Annotated in this window: 15 protein-coding genes; 2 read left to right on the top strand and 13 right to left on the bottom strand. The window is 68.4% G+C overall.

The window, feature by feature from the left end:
- Positions 1-215 precede the first annotated feature (215 nt).
- From asd to AC3ANR_RS15960, 13 genes are all read right to left on the bottom strand, one after another.
- A complete protein-coding gene (gene asd / locus AC3ANR_RS16020) occupies positions 216-1,364 on the bottom strand; it encodes an aspartate-semialdehyde dehydrogenase (RefSeq protein WP_488289102.1) in 1,149 nt (382 codons plus the stop codon).
- Positions 1,365-1,443: 79 nt separating this feature from the next.
- Positions 1,444-2,535, bottom strand: a complete 1,092-nt coding sequence (gene leuB, locus AC3ANR_RS16015) for a 3-isopropylmalate dehydrogenase (RefSeq protein WP_488289101.1) — start codon at positions 2,533-2,535, stop codon at positions 1,444-1,446.
- 9 nt (positions 2,536-2,544) lie between these two features.
- Positions 2,545-3,195, bottom strand: coding sequence for a 3-isopropylmalate dehydratase small subunit (leuD, locus tag AC3ANR_RS16010; protein WP_488289100.1), 651 nt, complete (start codon positions 3,193-3,195; stop codon positions 2,545-2,547).
- 67 nt (positions 3,196-3,262) lie between these two features.
- A complete protein-coding gene (locus tag AC3ANR_RS16005; RefSeq protein WP_488289099.1) occupies positions 3,263-3,385 on the bottom strand; it encodes an entericidin A/B family lipoprotein in 123 nt (40 codons plus the stop codon).
- Between the two features lie 37 nt (positions 3,386-3,422).
- On the bottom strand, positions 3,423-4,844 hold the full coding sequence (gene leuC, locus AC3ANR_RS16000) for a 3-isopropylmalate dehydratase large subunit (RefSeq protein WP_488289098.1): 1,422 nt from the start codon (positions 4,842-4,844) through the stop codon (positions 3,423-3,425).
- Positions 4,845-4,870: 26 nt separating this feature from the next.
- A complete protein-coding gene (locus tag AC3ANR_RS15995) occupies positions 4,871-5,827 on the bottom strand; it encodes a LysR substrate-binding domain-containing protein (protein WP_488289097.1) in 957 nt (318 codons plus the stop codon).
- A 152-nt stretch (positions 5,828-5,979) separates the two neighbouring features.
- Complete coding sequence (locus AC3ANR_RS15990; RefSeq protein WP_488289096.1) at positions 5,980-7,290, bottom strand: citrate synthase; 1,311 nt, start codon at positions 7,288-7,290, stop codon at positions 5,980-5,982.
- Between the two features lie 37 nt (positions 7,291-7,327).
- Positions 7,328-7,594, bottom strand: coding sequence for an FAD assembly factor SdhE (locus AC3ANR_RS15985; RefSeq protein WP_488289095.1), 267 nt, complete (start codon positions 7,592-7,594; stop codon positions 7,328-7,330).
- A gap of 5 nt (positions 7,595-7,599) precedes the next feature.
- Positions 7,600-8,304 (bottom strand): succinate dehydrogenase iron-sulfur subunit, encoded by a 705-nt coding sequence (locus tag AC3ANR_RS15980; RefSeq protein WP_488289094.1) that lies wholly within the window; start codon positions 8,302-8,304, stop codon positions 7,600-7,602.
- Positions 8,305-8,366: 62 nt separating this feature from the next.
- Complete coding sequence (gene sdhA / locus AC3ANR_RS15975) at positions 8,367-10,103, bottom strand: succinate dehydrogenase flavoprotein subunit (RefSeq protein ID WP_488291829.1); 1,737 nt, start codon at positions 10,101-10,103, stop codon at positions 8,367-8,369.
- A 73-nt stretch (positions 10,104-10,176) separates the two neighbouring features.
- The gene (gene sdhD, locus AC3ANR_RS15970; protein WP_488289093.1) at positions 10,177-10,542 is read right to left on the bottom strand and encodes a succinate dehydrogenase, hydrophobic membrane anchor protein; all 366 of its coding nucleotides are present in this window, start codon (positions 10,540-10,542) and stop codon (positions 10,177-10,179) included.
- Positions 10,543-10,559: 17 nt separating this feature from the next.
- Entirely contained in the window at positions 10,560-10,991 is a 432-nt protein-coding gene (gene sdhC / locus AC3ANR_RS15965; RefSeq protein WP_488289092.1) for a succinate dehydrogenase, cytochrome b556 subunit, read from the bottom strand.
- Positions 10,992-11,111: 120 nt separating this feature from the next.
- Positions 11,112-11,888, bottom strand: a complete 777-nt coding sequence (locus AC3ANR_RS15960) for a GntR family transcriptional regulator (protein WP_488289091.1) — start codon at positions 11,886-11,888, stop codon at positions 11,112-11,114.
- 184 nt (positions 11,889-12,072) lie between these two features.
- On the opposite strand from AC3ANR_RS15960, the gene AC3ANR_RS15955 reads away from it, so the two are divergent.
- Complete coding sequence (locus AC3ANR_RS15955; protein WP_488289090.1) at positions 12,073-13,059, top strand: malate dehydrogenase; 987 nt, start codon at positions 12,073-12,075, stop codon at positions 13,057-13,059.
- A 16-nt stretch (positions 13,060-13,075) separates the two neighbouring features.
- Positions 13,076-14,062, top strand: coding sequence for an HpcH/HpaI aldolase/citrate lyase family protein (locus AC3ANR_RS15950; RefSeq protein WP_488289089.1), 987 nt, complete (start codon positions 13,076-13,078; stop codon positions 14,060-14,062).
- The last annotated feature ends 16 nt before the right edge of the window (positions 14,063-14,078 follow it).

Raw genomic sequence — 14,078 nt, 5'->3', positions numbered from 1 at the left:
GGTCCCCACTGCTCGGTCGGCAGGCAGTCTTGTGCTCTTCATGCGGACAGTCGCCTTGCGGCGGAAATTGCTAAAAGGACCATAACATCAATGTCTTAGGGTGACAAGCTGAGACAAGGCTTAACGTCCGGAGGCAATTCCTTCCGCTCCACTCGCCCACTGTCCTGTTGTCCGACCACAACGAGCTGTAACGACACGCTACAGCTCGCGGGCGATCAGGCTTCGAGCAGGATGCGCAGCATGCGGCGCAGCGGCTCGGCCGCGCCCCACAACAACTGGTCGCCGATGGTGAACGCGCCGAGGTACTCGGGGCCCATGGCCATCTTGCGCAGGCGGCCGACCGGGATGGTCAGCGTGCCCGTCACGGCAACGGGCGTCAGGTCCTGCAGCGTGGCTTCGCGCGTGTTGGGCACGACCTTCACCCACGGGTTGTCGGCCGCGATCATCGCCTCGATGTCCGCCAGCGGGACGTCCTTCCTGAGCTTGAAGGTCAGCGCCTGGCTGTGGCAGCGCATCGCGCCCACGCGCACGCAGAAGCCGTCGACCGGCACGGCCGCGCTGCCGAAGCCCTCGCCCTGGCCGAGGATCTTGTTGGTCTCGGCGCCCGCCTTCCACTCCTCGCGCGACATGCCGTTGCCCAGGTCCTTGTCGATCCAGGGGATCAGCGAGCCGCCCAGCGGGACGCCGAAGTTCTCGGTCTCGGCGGCGGTGAGGCCCTGCTGACGGTGCAGCACCTTGCGGTCGATCTCGAGGATGGCCGACTTCGGGTCGTCCAGCAGCGCCTTCACCTCGGCGTTGAGGGTGCCGAACTGGGTGAGCAGCTCGCGCATGTGCTGCGCGCCGCCGCCGGAGGCGGCTTGGTAGGTCATGCTGCTCATCCACTCGACCAGGCCGGCCTTGTAGAGCGCGCCCACGCCCATCAGCATGCAGCTGACGGTGCAGTTGCCGCCGATCCAGTTGCGGCCGCCCTTGGCGAGCGCGTTCCTGATCACCGGCAGGTTGACCGGGTCGAGCACGATCACCGCGTCGTCCTTCATGCGCAGGGTCGAGGCGGCGTCGATCCAGTGGCCGGTCCAGCCCGCGGCGCGCAGCTTGGGGAACACCTCGGTCGTGTAGTCGCCGCCCTGGCAGGTGATGACGACATCGCACTTCCTGAGCGCCTCGATGTCGAACGCGTCCTTCAGCGTGGACTCGTTGCGGGCCTGCGCGGGCGCCTTGCCGCCGGCGTTGGAGGTGGAGAAGAAGACCGGCTCGATCAGCCCGAAGTCGCCTTCGGCCTGCATGCGGTCCATCAGGACCGAGCCGACCATGCCGCGCCAGCCGACCAGGCCGACCAGCGGTTGTTGTGCCTTGGAGAGTGCCATCGTCATACGCCTTTCAGTGAATCCCGGTTCCCCCGGCTCGTCCGGCCCGGGGGAGAGGCGCGCGACGAACCGGAGCTTGCTAGCTCTTGGTAATGGTTTTCTTGGTGATCGCGGCCACGACGGCGTCGCCCATCTGGCGGGTGCCGATCTTCGTGGTGCCTTCGGAATGGATGTCCGCGGTGCGCAAGCCCTGGGCGAGCACCGACTTCACCGCGGACTCGATCCGGTCGGCGGCTTCGGGCTGGTTGAGGGAGAAGCGGAGCATCATGGCTGCGGACAGGATTGTAGCCAGAGGATTCGCGACGCCCTGGCCCGCGATGTCCGGCGCGCTGCCGTGGCTGGGCTCGTACAGGCCCTGGTTGCCCGCGTTCAGGCTGGCCGAGGGCAGCATGCCGATCGAGCCGGTGAGCATGGCCGCCTCGTCGGACAGGATGTCGCCGAACATGTTGCCGGTGACCACCACGTCGAACTTCTTGGGCGCCTTCACCAGCTGCATCGCGGCGTTGTCCACGTACATGTGGTCCAGCGCGACGTCGGGGTACTGCTTGCCGATCTCGGTGACCACGTCCTTCCACAGCTGGAAGGTTTCGAGCACGTTGGCCTTGTCGACGCTGGTCACGCGCTTGCTGCGCTTGCGCGCGGCCTGGAAGGCCACGTGCGCGATGCGCTCGATCTCCGGGCGCGAGTAGCGCATGGTGTCGAAGGCTTCCTCCGCGCCGGGGAAGTGGCCGTCGACCGCGATGCGCCGCCCACGCGGCTGGCCGAAGTAGATGTCGCCGGTCAGCTCGCGGATGATCAGGATGTCCAGGCCCGCCACCAGCTCGGGCTTCAGGCTCGAGGCGTGGGTGAGCTGCTCGTAGCAGATGGCCGGGCGGAAGTTGGCGAACAGCCCCAGGTGCTTGCGCAGCCCCAGGATCGCCTGCTCGGGGCGCAGCGCGCGCTCGAGCTGGTCGTACTTCCAGTCGCCCACCGCGCCGAACAGGATCGCGTCCGACGCCTTGGCCAGCGCCAGCGTGGCCTCGGGCAGGGGATGCCCCTGGGATTCGTACGCGGTCCCGCCGACGTCCGCCGTCTCCATCTCGAACTTCAGGTCCAGGACGTTCAGGACCTTGACGGCCTCGGCGACGATTTCCTTGCCGATGCCGTCGCCCGGCAGCACTGCGATCTTCATGGGGGAGTCCTAGGCGGTGAGGGTGTGGGCGAGCCAGGGCTTGGTGGCCAGGCGCTGGGCCTCGAAGGCCCGGATCTTGTCGGACTGGCGCAGCGTGAGGCCGATGTCGTCGAAGCCGTTGAGCAGGCAGTACTTGCGGAACGGCTGCACGTCGAAGGGGATTTCCTCGCCCTGCGGCTTCACGATCACCTGCCGCTCGAGGTCGACGGTCAGTTCGTAGCCGGGGAAAGCGGCGACGTCGTCGAACAGCCGGGCCACCGTGGCTTCGGGCAGCACGATGGGCAGCAGCCCGTTCTTGAAGCTGTTGTTGAAGAAGATGTCGGCGAAGCTGGGGGCGACGATGGCGCGAAAGCCGTACTGCACCAGCGCCCACGGCGCATGCTCGCGCGAGGACCCGCAGCCGAAGTTCTTGCGCGCCAGCAGGATCGAGGCGCCCTGGAAGCGCGGCTGGTTCAGCACGAAGTCCGGATTGACCTTGCGGCTGGCGGGATCCTGGCCGGGATAGCCCGGGTCGAGGTAGCGCCACTCGTCGAACAGGTTCGGCCCGAAGCCGGTCTTGCGGATCGACTTGAGGAACTGCTTGGGGATGATCGCGTCGGTGTCGACGTTCTCCCGGTCCATCGGGGCGACGAGGCCCTTGTGCACGGTGAACTTGTCCATGGAATCTTCCGTCGTCGGTCGGGGACAGAGCACCTCGCTGCGCTCCGGTGGCCTGTCCCCGTGTTCATTACTTCTTGGCCGCGTTCTCGATCGCGTTGCCGGCCTTCTGGATGTCCTGGCCGGCGCCCTTGAGCGTGTTGCAGCCCGCGAGGGCGAAGGCCAGGGCGAGCACGGTGGCGAGCAGTTTCATCGGGAGGTCTCCTCTTTCTTCTGGTGGATTGGCACTCTCAGGCGAACTGGCGAACGTCGACGAAATGGCCGTGCACGGCGGCCGCCGCCGCCATCGCGGGGCTGACGAGGTGGGTGCGGCCGCCGGCGCCCTGGCGGCCCTCGAAGTTGCGGTTGCTGGTCGATGCGCAGCGCTCGCCCGGCTCGAGCCGGTCGGCATTCATCGCCAGGCACATCGAGCAGCCCGGCTCGCGCCAGTCGAAGCCCGCGGCCTTGAAGATCTCGTGCAGGCCCTCGCGCTCGGCCTGTTCCTTCACCACGCCCGAGCCCGGCACCACCATGGCGAGCTTCACGTTCTTCGCCACCTTCTGGCCGAGCTTCTTGACGACGGCGGCGGCCTCGCGCATGTCCTCGATGCGGCTGTTGGTGCACGAGCCGATGAACACCTTGTCGACGAAGATGTCGTTCAGCGGCTTGCCGGGCTCCAGGCCCATGTAGGTGAGCGCGCGCTCGATCGCGCCGCGCCGGCTGGGGTCCTTCTCCTTGTCGGGATCGGGCACGCGGCCGTCGATGCCCAGCACCATCTCTGGCGAGGTGCCCCAGGTGACCTGCGGCACGATCCGCGCGGCGTCCAGTTCCACCACGGCGTCGAACTTCGCGTCGGGGTCGGAATGCAGGGTGCGCCAGTAGGCGACGGCCTGGTCCCACTCCACGCCCGTCGGCGAAAGCGGCCGGCCCTTCAGGTACTCGATGGTCTTGTCGTCGACGGCGACCATGCCGGCGCGCGCGCCCGCCTCGATCGCCATGTTGCAGACCGTCATGCGCCCTTCCATCGACAGCGCGCGGATGGCCGAGCCGCCGAACTCGATGGTGTAGCCGGTGCCGCCGGCGGTGCCGATGCGGCCGATGATCGCCAGCACGATGTCCTTGGCCGTGACCCCGCGCGCCAACTGGCCCTCGACCTTGACCAGCATGTTCCTGGCCTTCTTGGCCAGCAGCGTCTGCGTGGCCAGTACGTGCTCGACCTCGCTGGTGCCGATACCGTGGGCGAGGGCGCCGAACGCGCCGTGCGTGGACGTGTGCGAGTCGCCGCAGACGACCGTCATGCCCGGCAGCGTCGCGCCCTGCTCGGGCCCGATGACGTGCACGATGCCCTGGCGCTTGGACAGGAACGGGAAGTACGCCGCCGCGCCGAACTGCGCGATGTTCTTGTCCAGCGTCGTGACCTGCTCCTTGCTGATCGGGTCGTCGATGCCGTCGTAGCCGCGCTCCCACCCGGTGGTGGGCGTGTTGTGGTCGGCCGTCGCGACCACGGAGCTCACGCGCCAGACCTTGCGGCCGGCCTCGCGCAGGCCCTCGAACGCCTGCGGGCTGGTGACCTCGTGCACCAGGTGGCGGTCGATGTAGAGGATGGCGGTGCCGTCTTCCTCGGTGTGGACGACGTGCTCGTCCCAGATCTTGTCGTAGAGGGTGCGACCCATGGCGTGTTCCAGCGGAAGGGTTGATTCTAGGACCGGGGAGCAAGCTCTCCGGCGGAAGGGGACGGCGCGGCCTGGGGCGGACAGAGGTGGTCCACCAGCAGCCGGGCCGTGACCGGCAGGGCGGCGAAGTCGCGCGCCAGCAGGTCGATGTCGCGCACGGCCCAGTCGTCGCGCAGCGGTACGGCCTGCAGGTCGCCCACGCCGCGCAGCAGCTCGAACGCACGGTCGGGCAGCAGCCCGATGCCCAGCCGGTTGTGCACCATGCGGCACAGCGCGTCGAGCCCGGTCACGCGGATGCGCAGCGCGATGTCCTTGCCCGCGGCGGCTGCGGCGCGGCGCATGGCCAGGTCGATGGCGCTGTTGCCGTGCAGGCCGATCTGGTCATGGTCCAGCGTGTCGGCGTACCAGACGGCGTCGTAGGCGGCCAGCGGATGGCCGCGCGGCACCGCCACCACCAGGCGGTCCTGCCGGTAGCGGCGCGATTGCAGGTCGGTGGCCGCGCCGGGCGGATTGCAGATGCCGATGTCGGCATCGCCGTCGCGCACCGCCCGCACCACCTCGCTGCTCACGTGCTCCTCCAGGTCGAGCTTGACCTGCGGATGCAGCGTGGCGAACCCCGCCAGGTCGTCGGGCAGGAACTGCATGATGGCCGACAGGTTGGCGTGGATGCGCACGTGCCCGCGCACGCCGAGCGCGAACTCGCTCAGCTCGCCCTGCATGCGCTCCAGGCTGAACAGCACGGAGCGGGCGTGGTGCAGGAAGGTGTCGCCGGCGGGCGTGAGTTCCACGCCGCGCGGACGGCGGTAGAGCAGCGGCGTGCCCAGCGCGGCTTCCAGGTCCGACAGCCGCTTGCTGATCGCCGAGGCGGCGATGAACTCCCGCTCGGCCGCCCGGCCGATGGAGCCGAGCTCGCAGACGGCCACGAACAGCTGCAGGGACGTGAGGTCCAGGCGGCGGGCGAAGCTGCGTTCGGTGCTCTGCATGAGGATTCGTGCGGCGCGATGGCCAGCACGATTATCCAACGCAGGCGGCGCTGAGGCATCTCGAACCGCGATGGGTGGCTGCGTCCCAGGCGGCGGACGCGCCATGAAAAAGGCCCGCCGAGGCGGGCCAGTGGGGCAGCAGCCTGCGCCGATCAGCGCTGGGCGATCGGCTTGACGTCGCGCTTGGTGGCGCCGGTGAACAGCTGGCGCGGGCGGCCGATCTTGTACTCGGGGTCGCCGATCATCTCGTTGAGCTGGGCGATCCAGCCGACGGTGCGGGCCAGGGCGAAGATGCCGGTGAACAGCTTGACCGGGATGCCGATCGCGCGCTGCACGATGCCCGAGTAGAAGTCCACGTTCGGGTAGAGCTTGCGCGAGACGAAGTATTCGTCCTCGAGCGCGATCTTCTCCAGCGACATGGCCAGCTTGAACAGCGGGTCGTTCTCCAGGCCCAGCTCGCTCAGCACCTCGTGGCAGGTCTCGCGCATCAGCTTGGCGCGCGGGTCGTAGTTCTTGTACACGCGGTGGCCGAAGCCCATCAGGCGCACGCCCGAGTTCTTGTCCTTGACCTTGCTGACGAACTCGCCGATCTTGGCCACGCCGCCCATCTGCTGGATGTCCTCCAGCATGTTCAGCGCCGCCTCGTTGGCGCCGCCGTGCGCGGGGCCCCACAGGCAGGCCACGCCGGCCGCGATGGCGGCGAACGGGTTGGTGCCCGAGCTGCCGCACAGGCGCACGGTCGACGTCGAGGCGTTCTGCTCGTGGTCGGCGTGCAGGATGAAGATGCGGTCCATCGCGCGCACCAGCACGTCGTTGGGCTCGTAGTCGGCGCACGGGGTGGCGAACATCATGCGCATGAAGTTCGCGGTGTACGACAGGTCGTTCTTCGGATAGATGTACGGCTGGCCGACGCCGTACTTGTAGGCCATGGCCACCAGCGTGGGCATCTTGGCGATCAGGCGGATCGCCGCGATCTCGCGGTGCTCGGGATTGTTGATGTCGGTGCTGTCGTGATAGAAGGCCGACAGCGCGCCCACCAGGCCGGTCATCACCGCCATCGGGTGCGCGTCGCGGCGGAAGCCCCGCAGGAAGAACTGGATCTGCTCGTTGACCATCGTGTGGTTGGTCACGCGCGAGACGAAGTCGTTCTTCTGGGTCGCGTCGGGCAGCTCGCCGTACAGCAGCAGGTGGCAGGTCTCCAGGAAGTCGCACTGGGTGGCCAGCTGCTCGATCGGGTAGCCGCGGTACAGCAGCTCGCCCTTGTCGCCGTCGATGTAGGTGATGGTCGACTGGCAGGCGGCCGTGGACATGAAGCCCGGGTCGTACGTGAACATGCCGGTCTGCGCGTACAGCTTGCGGATGTCGATGACGTCGGGGCCGAGCGTGCCCTGGTACACGGGCAGCTCGACGTTGGGGCTGCCGTTGGAGAACGACAGGGTGGCTTTGTTGTCGGCGAGTTTCATGTCGGTTCCTTCAGATGTATCGTGAGCCGGCCGCGCATCAGTGCGAGCGCAGCAGCTGCAGCAATTGGCGGACCTCGGCGCGGTCGAGCTCGCCGTCGGGTTCGCGGCGGCGCAGCAGCAGGTCGAGCAGGTCATTGTCGGCCAGCTGCATCAGTTCCTCGAGCAGCAGCCCCTGGCGGGCGGTGAGGCGGTCGGCGTGGCGGGCGAAGAAGCGCTCGAGGAACAGGTCGTTCTCCAGCAGGCCGCGCCGGCAGCGCCAGCGCAGCTTGCCGACCTCGTGTTCGTCCAGGAGCGCCTCGGCCATGGCGACTAGACGGCCCGGCGGACCATCAGTTCCTTGATCTTGCCGATGGCCGCGGTGGGGTTCAGGCCCTTGGGGCACACGTCCACGCAGTTCATGATGGTGTGGCAGCGGAACAGGCGGTACGGGTCCTCGAGGTTGTCGAGGCGATCGCTGGTCGCCTGGTCGCGGCTGTCGGCGATGAAGCGGTAGGCCTGCAGCAGGCCGGCCGGGCCGACGAACTTGTCGGGGTTCCACCAGAAGCTGGGGCAGCTGGTCGAGCAGCTGGCGCACAGGATGCACTCGTACAGGCCGTTGAGCTCCTCGCGCTCCTCGGGCGACTGCAGGCGCTCCTTCTCGGGCGGGATCTCGTCGTTGACCAGGTACGGCTTGATCGAGTGGTACTGCTTGAAGAAGTCCGTCATGTCGACGATCAGGTCGCGCACGACGGGCAGCCCGGGCAGGGGCTTGAGCACGATCGGGTCCTTGAGCGTGCGCATGTTGGTCAGGCACGCCAGGCCGTTCTTGCCGTTGATGTTCATCGCGTCGGAGCCGCAGACGCCCTCGCGGCACGAGCGCCGGAACGCCAGCGTGGGGTCCTGCGCCTTGAGCTTCATCAGCGCGTCGAGCAGCATCCGCTCGTTGCCCTCGAGCGTGATCTCGACCGTCTGCATGTACGGCTTGGCGTCCTTGTCCGGGTCGTAGCGATAGATCTGGAACGTGCGTTTCTGCATGGTGGTTCGACTGGAATCTAGGGGCTTTGGTGCTGCCGGGGAAGTACGTAGGAGAACCTACTTCAGAACGTCCGCACCTTGGGCGGCACCGAGTCGACCGTCAGGGGCTTGAGGTTCACCGGCTTGTAGGTGAGGCTGTTGGACCGGCTGTGCCAGAGCGTGTGCTTCATCCAGTTCGCGTCGTCGCGGCCGAGCGGCGACACGGGGTCGTCGGCGGGGCGCTCGTAGTCGCTCACGGTGTGGGCGCCGCGGCATTCCTTGCGCGCGGCGGCCGAGACCATGGTGGCCTGGGCGCACTCGATCAGGTTCTCCACCTCCAGCGCCTCGATGCGCGCGGTGTTGAACACCATGGACTGGTCCTTCAGGCCGATGCCCTGCACGCGCTCGCGGATCGCGGCGATCCTGCTCACGCCCTCGTCCATGCTGGACTGGGTGCGGAACACGCCGGCGTGCTTCTGCATGGTGGCGCGGATGTCGTTGGCCACGTCCTGCGCGTACTCGCCGCTGGTGGCCGCGTCCAGGCGCGCCAGGCGCTCCAGCGTGCGGTCGGCGGCGTCCCTGGGCAGGTCCTTGTGCGACTTGGTGCGGCTGGCGAACTCCACGATGTGGTTGCCGGCGGCGCGGCCGAACACCAGCAGGTCCAGCAGCGAGTTGGTGCCCAGGCGGTTGGCGCCGTGCACGCTCACGCAGGAGCACTCGCCGACGGCGTACAGGCCGTTGACCACCGCGTTGTGGCTGTCGGCGGTCTGCACCACCACCTGGCCATGGACGTTGGTCGGGATGCCGCCCATCTGGTAGTGGATGGTGGGCACCACCGGGATCGGCTCCTTGGTGATGTCGACGTTGGCGAAGTTGACGCCGATCTCGTACACCGAGGGCAGGCGCTTGTGGATGGTCTCGGCGCCCAGATGGTCGAGCTTGAGCAGCACGTAGTCCTTGTTGGGACCGCAGCCGCGCCCTTCCTTGATCTCCTGGTCCATCGAGCGCGAGACGAAGTCGCGCGGGGCCAGGTCCTTGAGCGTCGGGGCGTAGCGCTCCATGAAGCGCTCGCCGTTGCTGTTGAGCAGGATGGCGCCTTCGCCGCGGCAGCCTTCGGTCAGCAGCACGCCCGCGCCGGCCACGCCGGTGGGGTGGAACTGCCAGAACTCCATGTCCTCCAGCGGGATGCCCGCGCGCGCGGCCATGCCCAGGCCGTCGCCGGTGTTGATGAAGGCGTTGGTGGAGGCGGCGAAGATGCGGCCGGCGCCACCGGTGGCCAGCAGGGTGGTCTTGGCTTCCAGGATGTGCAGGTCGCCGGTCTCCATCTCGATGGCGGTGACGCCCACCACGTCGCCCTCGGCGTCGCGGATCAGGTCCAGCGCCATCCACTCGACGAAGAAGCTGGTGCGGGCCTTGACGTTCTGCTGGTACAGCGTGTGCAGCATGGCGTGGCCGGTGCGGTCGGCCGCGGCGCAGGCGCGCTGCACGGGCTTCTCGCCGTAGTTGGCCGTGTGGCCGCCGAACGGGCGCTGGTAGATGGTGCCGTCGGGATTGCGGTCGAACGGCATGCCCATGTGCTCGAGGTCGTACACGACCTTGGGCGCCTCGCGGCACATGAACTCGATCGCGTCCTGGTCGCCGAGCCAGTCGGAGCCCTTGACGGTGTCGTAGAAGTGGTAGTGCCAGTTGTCCTCGGACATGTTGCCCAGCGACGCGCCGATGCCGCCTTGCGCGGCCACCGTGTGCGAGCGGGTCGGGAAGACCTTGGACAGGACGGCGACGTTCAGGCCCGCGCGCGCCAGTTGCAGCGACGCGCGCATGCCGGAGCCGCCCGCGCCGACGATGACGACGTCGAACCGGCGACGGGTGATGTTCTTGCTGCTGTAACCCACTTCAAACTCTCCAGAGCACCTGGATGGCCCAGCCGGCGCAGCCGGTGAGCCACACGATCACGAACACCTGCAGCGCGAGGCGCAGGAAGACGGGCTTGACGTAGTCCATCAGCACGTCGCGCATGCCGACCCAGACGTGCCAGAGCAGGCCCGCGATGACGGAGAAGGTCAGGACCTTCATCCACTGGCTGGCGAAGATGCCGGCCCACTTGTCGTAGCCGATCGGGCCGCGCGTGAGCAGCAGCTGGGCGAGGACGAGCAGGGTGAACAGCGCCATCAGCACGGCGGTGACGCGCTGGCTGAGCCAGTCGCGCATGCCGTAGTGCGCGCCGACGACGGTGCGGTGGGATCCGTAGTTGACTGCCATGGTTCTTCTTCGGTGAATCAGTACAGGCCGAACAGCTTGGCGCCGAGGACGACGGTGAGCAGCACGCTCGCGGTGAGCACGACCAGGGCGCTCCTGCCGCCGAACTGCTTGGTGGTGGCGCGGTGGTTCACGTCCATCCACAGGTGGCGCACGCCGGCGAACAGGTGGTGCAGGTACGCCCACATCAGCCCCAGCACGACGAGCTTGACGAACCAGCCCGGAACGAAACCAAGGCCGCTGTTGAAGGCGGCCCTGAAGCGTGCGAAGGACAGTTCGGAGGAGACGGAAGTGTCGAACATCCAGATGATGAACGGCAGCAGCACGAACATCAGGACCCCGCTCACCCGGTGCAGGATGGACACCCAGCCCGCGGCGGGCAGGCGGTAGCTGGGAAGGTCGGTGAGGGCGTTGATGTTGCGGAATTCCGGCCGCTTCTGGGCTACAGGCATGGACAGGGGCTTTCTGGAAGGTCGCGAGGGCGCCGCGACGGGGCGCGGACAGCCCACGATTCTATTTCAGTGCAACAAGCTGACACGGAGGTTGCAAGGAACCCGACAGGGGAACGGCCCTCAGCCGAGCACATTGCGGTAATGGCGGTGGTCGGTGCGGTAGAGGCCGCGGCGCAGTTCCATCGGCAGGCCGTTGTAGGTGAAGGCGATGCGCTCCACGCTCAGCAGCGGGGTTCCCGGCGCCACCGCCAGCAGCTGCGCCTGCTGTTCGTCGGCGGCGACGGCGCGGATCTTCTCCTCGGCGCGCACCATGCGCACGCCGAACTCGACCTCGAACATCGCGTAGGTCGGCCCGGGCCAGTCGGCCATCTGCTCGGCCGTCAGTCCCTTGAACGCATTGCCGGGCAGCCACAGGTCTTCCAGGATGGTCGGCGTGCCGGCGAACGAGAGCACGCGGCGCACCTGCACCACCGCGTCGCCCGAGCGCAAGCCGAGCGTGCGGGTGATCTCGGCCGAGGCGCGCGTGCGCCGGCATTCCAGGATGCGGCGCTCGGCCGGGCCTTCGGCCTCGCGGTCGCCGCTGTCGGGCACGAGCCGCAGGAAGCGGTACTGCACGTGCTGCTCGGCGTGGGTGGCGACGAAGGTGCCCTTGCCCTGGCGGCGCACCAGCAGGTGGTCGGCCGCCAGCTCGTCGATCGCCTTGCGCACGGTGCCCTGGCTCACGCGGAAGCGCGCGGCCAGCTCCATCTCGCTGGGGATGGCCTCGCCGGGCTTCCATTCGCCCGCCTGCAGGCTCTGCAGGATGAGGTCCTTGATCTGCTGGTACAGGGGGCTGAACGCCGGTCCCGCCGGCGCGGCGTCGGTGCTCGTGTCGTCCGGCAGGGAGGTGGTGGGCATGGGCGTCTGGGGCGCGCGTGGACGGCGGCATCATATCTTATATAAGACATAAGACAAATTGACCGGCTGGCGCATTCGCGGGTACACTCCCGGGCTGTCCGCGAGGGCCTCGCCCCGGTTCCGCCGCCTGCGCGGCCCGCTCAGGCTTCGCGCCGTTTCGCAACCTTCCTTCGGAGAACTTCCCATGAGCAAGAAGCCCGTCCGCGTCGCCGTCACCGGCGCCGCCGGCCAGATCGGTTATGCACTGCTGTTTCGCATCGCCTCGGGCGAGATGCTGGGCAAGGACCAGCCGGTGATCCTGCAGCTGCTGGAGATCCCGGACGAGAAGGCGCAAAAGGCGCTCAAGGGCGTGATGATGGAACTGGAGGACTGCGCGTTCCCGCTGCTGGCCGGCATGGAAGCCCACAGCGACCCGATGACCGCCTTCAAGGACACCGACTACGCGCTGCTCGTCGGTGCCCGCCCGCGCGGCCCCGGCATGGAGCGCGCCGACCTGCTGGCCGCCAACGCCCAGATCTTCACCGCCCAGGGCAAGGCCCTGGACAAGGTCGCCAGCCGCAACGTCAAGGTGCTGGTGGTCGGCAACCCGGCCAACACCAACGCCTACATCGCGATGAAGAGCGCGCCCAGCCTGCCGCGCGAGAACTTCACCGCCATGCTGCGCCTGGACCACAACCGCGCCGCCTCGCAGATCGCCGCCAAGACCGGCGTGAAGGTCGGCGACATCGAGAAGCTCACCGTGTGGGGCAACCACTCGCCCACCATGTACGCCGACTACCGCTTCGCCACCGCCGGCGGCAAGAGCATCAAGGACATGATCAACGACCAGGTGTGGAACGCCGACACGTTCCTGCCCACGGTGGGCAAGCGCGGCGCCGCCATCATCGAGGCGCGCGGCCTGTCGTCGGCCGCCTCGGCCGCCAACGCCGCCATCGACCACATGCGCGACTGGGCGCTGGGCAGCAACGGCAAGTGGGTCACCATGGGCGTGCCGTCCAACGGCGACTACGGCATCCCCAAGGACGTGATGTTCGGCTTCCCGGTCACCACCAAGGACGGCAAGTACGAGATCGTCAAGGGCCTGGAAATCGATGCCTTCAGCCAGGAGCGCATCAACAAGACCCTCAAGGAGCTGCAGGACGAGCAGGCCGGCGTGGCCCACCTGCTCTGATCCGGCGCCCCGCAGCGTGAAGCAGCACCCGCGCGACGTCCTCCTCGGCGCCCAGGCGCGCACCGGCCACATTCCGGCGTGCGACCACTACAGCGGCGTGGAGGCGCGGATGCGCAAGAGCCTGCAGCTGCAGGCCGAGATGGCGGCGGAGTTCGGCGCCTGCGTCTTCGACGTCACCCTCGACTGCGAGGACGGCGCGCCGGCGGGCCGCGAGGCCGAGCACGCCGCGCTCGTCACCGAGCTCGCCCTGGGCGCCGCGCAGGACGCCCGCGTCGCGGTGCGCGTGCATCCGGTGGACCACCCGGCCTTCGGCGCCGACGTGCAGGCGATCGTCGGCGCGGCCGGCCATCGCCTGCGCCACGTCATGCTGCCCAAGGTGGAGTCGCCGCGCGACATCGAGATCGCAGTGCGCGCCATCGATGCCGCCGGCGCGCCGCAGCTGCCGGTGCATGCGCTGATCGAGTCGCCCGCGGCGGTGCACCGCGCCTTCGATATCGCCGCGCATCCGCGCGTGCAGTCGCTCAGCTTCGGGCTGATGGATTTCGTCTCCGCCCATGGCGGCGCCATCCCCGAGGCGGGCATGGGCGTGCAGGGCCAGTTCACGCATCCGCTGGTCGTGCGCGCCAAGCTGGAGATCGCCTCCGCCTGCCATGCGCACGGCAAGGTGCCGTCGCACTGCGTGGTCACCGAGTTCAAGGACGCCGCGGCCATGGCCGCCGCCGCGCGGCGCGCCGCGTCCGAGTTCGGCTACACGCGCATGTGGAGCATCCACCCCGACCAGATCCGCCCGATCCTGGAGGCGCTCTCGCCCAGCGAAGGCGAGATCGGCCAGGCCGTCGGCATCCTCACCGAGGCCCAGCGAGCCAGCTGGGCACCCATCAGCTTCCAGGGGAAGCTGCACGACCGGGCGAGCTACCGCTTCCATTGGCAGGTGCTGGAGCGAGCGCACCAGACCGGCCGGAAGCTGCCGCCCGAGGCGCAGGCGTGGTTCGCCGCGCCATGAACGACACAGGAGACTC

The organism is Ramlibacter sp. JJN2-2R (assembly GCF_057747835.1).
Note: the sequence above shows the minus strand (reverse complement) of the source record. Positions and strands in the feature narration are given on the sequence as shown.

What these genes read in the sequence shown, in the direction of transcription:
- asd (WP_488289102.1), bottom strand. Translation starts at nt 1,364, where the DNA reads ATGGCACTCTCCAAGGCACAACAACCGCTGGTCGGCCTGGTCGGCTGG.
- leuB (WP_488289101.1), bottom strand. Translation starts at nt 2,535, where the DNA reads ATGAAGATCGCAGTGCTGCCGGGCGACGGCATCGGCAAGGAAATCGTC.
- leuD (WP_488289100.1), bottom strand. Translation starts at nt 3,195, where the DNA reads ATGGACAAGTTCACCGTGCACAAGGGCCTCGTCGCCCCGATGGACCGG.
- AC3ANR_RS16005 (WP_488289099.1), bottom strand. Translation starts at nt 3,385, where the DNA reads ATGAAACTGCTCGCCACCGTGCTCGCCCTGGCCTTCGCCCTCGCGGGC.
- leuC (WP_488289098.1), bottom strand. Translation starts at nt 4,844, where the DNA reads ATGGGTCGCACCCTCTACGACAAGATCTGGGACGAGCACGTCGTCCAC.
- AC3ANR_RS15995 (WP_488289097.1), bottom strand. Translation starts at nt 5,827, where the DNA reads ATGCAGAGCACCGAACGCAGCTTCGCCCGCCGCCTGGACCTCACGTCC.
- AC3ANR_RS15990 (WP_488289096.1), bottom strand. Translation starts at nt 7,290, where the DNA reads ATGAAACTCGCCGACAACAAAGCCACCCTGTCGTTCTCCAACGGCAGC.
- AC3ANR_RS15985 (WP_488289095.1), bottom strand. Translation starts at nt 7,594, where the DNA reads ATGGCCGAGGCGCTCCTGGACGAACACGAGGTCGGCAAGCTGCGCTGG.
- AC3ANR_RS15980 (WP_488289094.1), bottom strand. Translation starts at nt 8,304, where the DNA reads ATGCAGAAACGCACGTTCCAGATCTATCGCTACGACCCGGACAAGGAC.
- sdhA (WP_488291829.1), bottom strand. Translation starts at nt 10,103, where the DNA reads ATGCGCGCGTCGCTGCAACTGGCGCGCGCGGGCCTGAACGTCGCCGTC.
- sdhD (WP_488289093.1), bottom strand. Translation starts at nt 10,542, where the DNA reads ATGGCAGTCAACTACGGATCCCACCGCACCGTCGTCGGCGCGCACTAC.
- sdhC (WP_488289092.1), bottom strand. Translation starts at nt 10,991, where the DNA reads ATGCCTGTAGCCCAGAAGCGGCCGGAATTCCGCAACATCAACGCCCTC.
- AC3ANR_RS15960 (WP_488289091.1), bottom strand. Translation starts at nt 11,888, where the DNA reads ATGCCCACCACCTCCCTGCCGGACGACACGAGCACCGACGCCGCGCCG.
- AC3ANR_RS15955 (WP_488289090.1), top strand. Translation starts at nt 12,073, where the DNA reads ATGAGCAAGAAGCCCGTCCGCGTCGCCGTCACCGGCGCCGCCGGCCAG.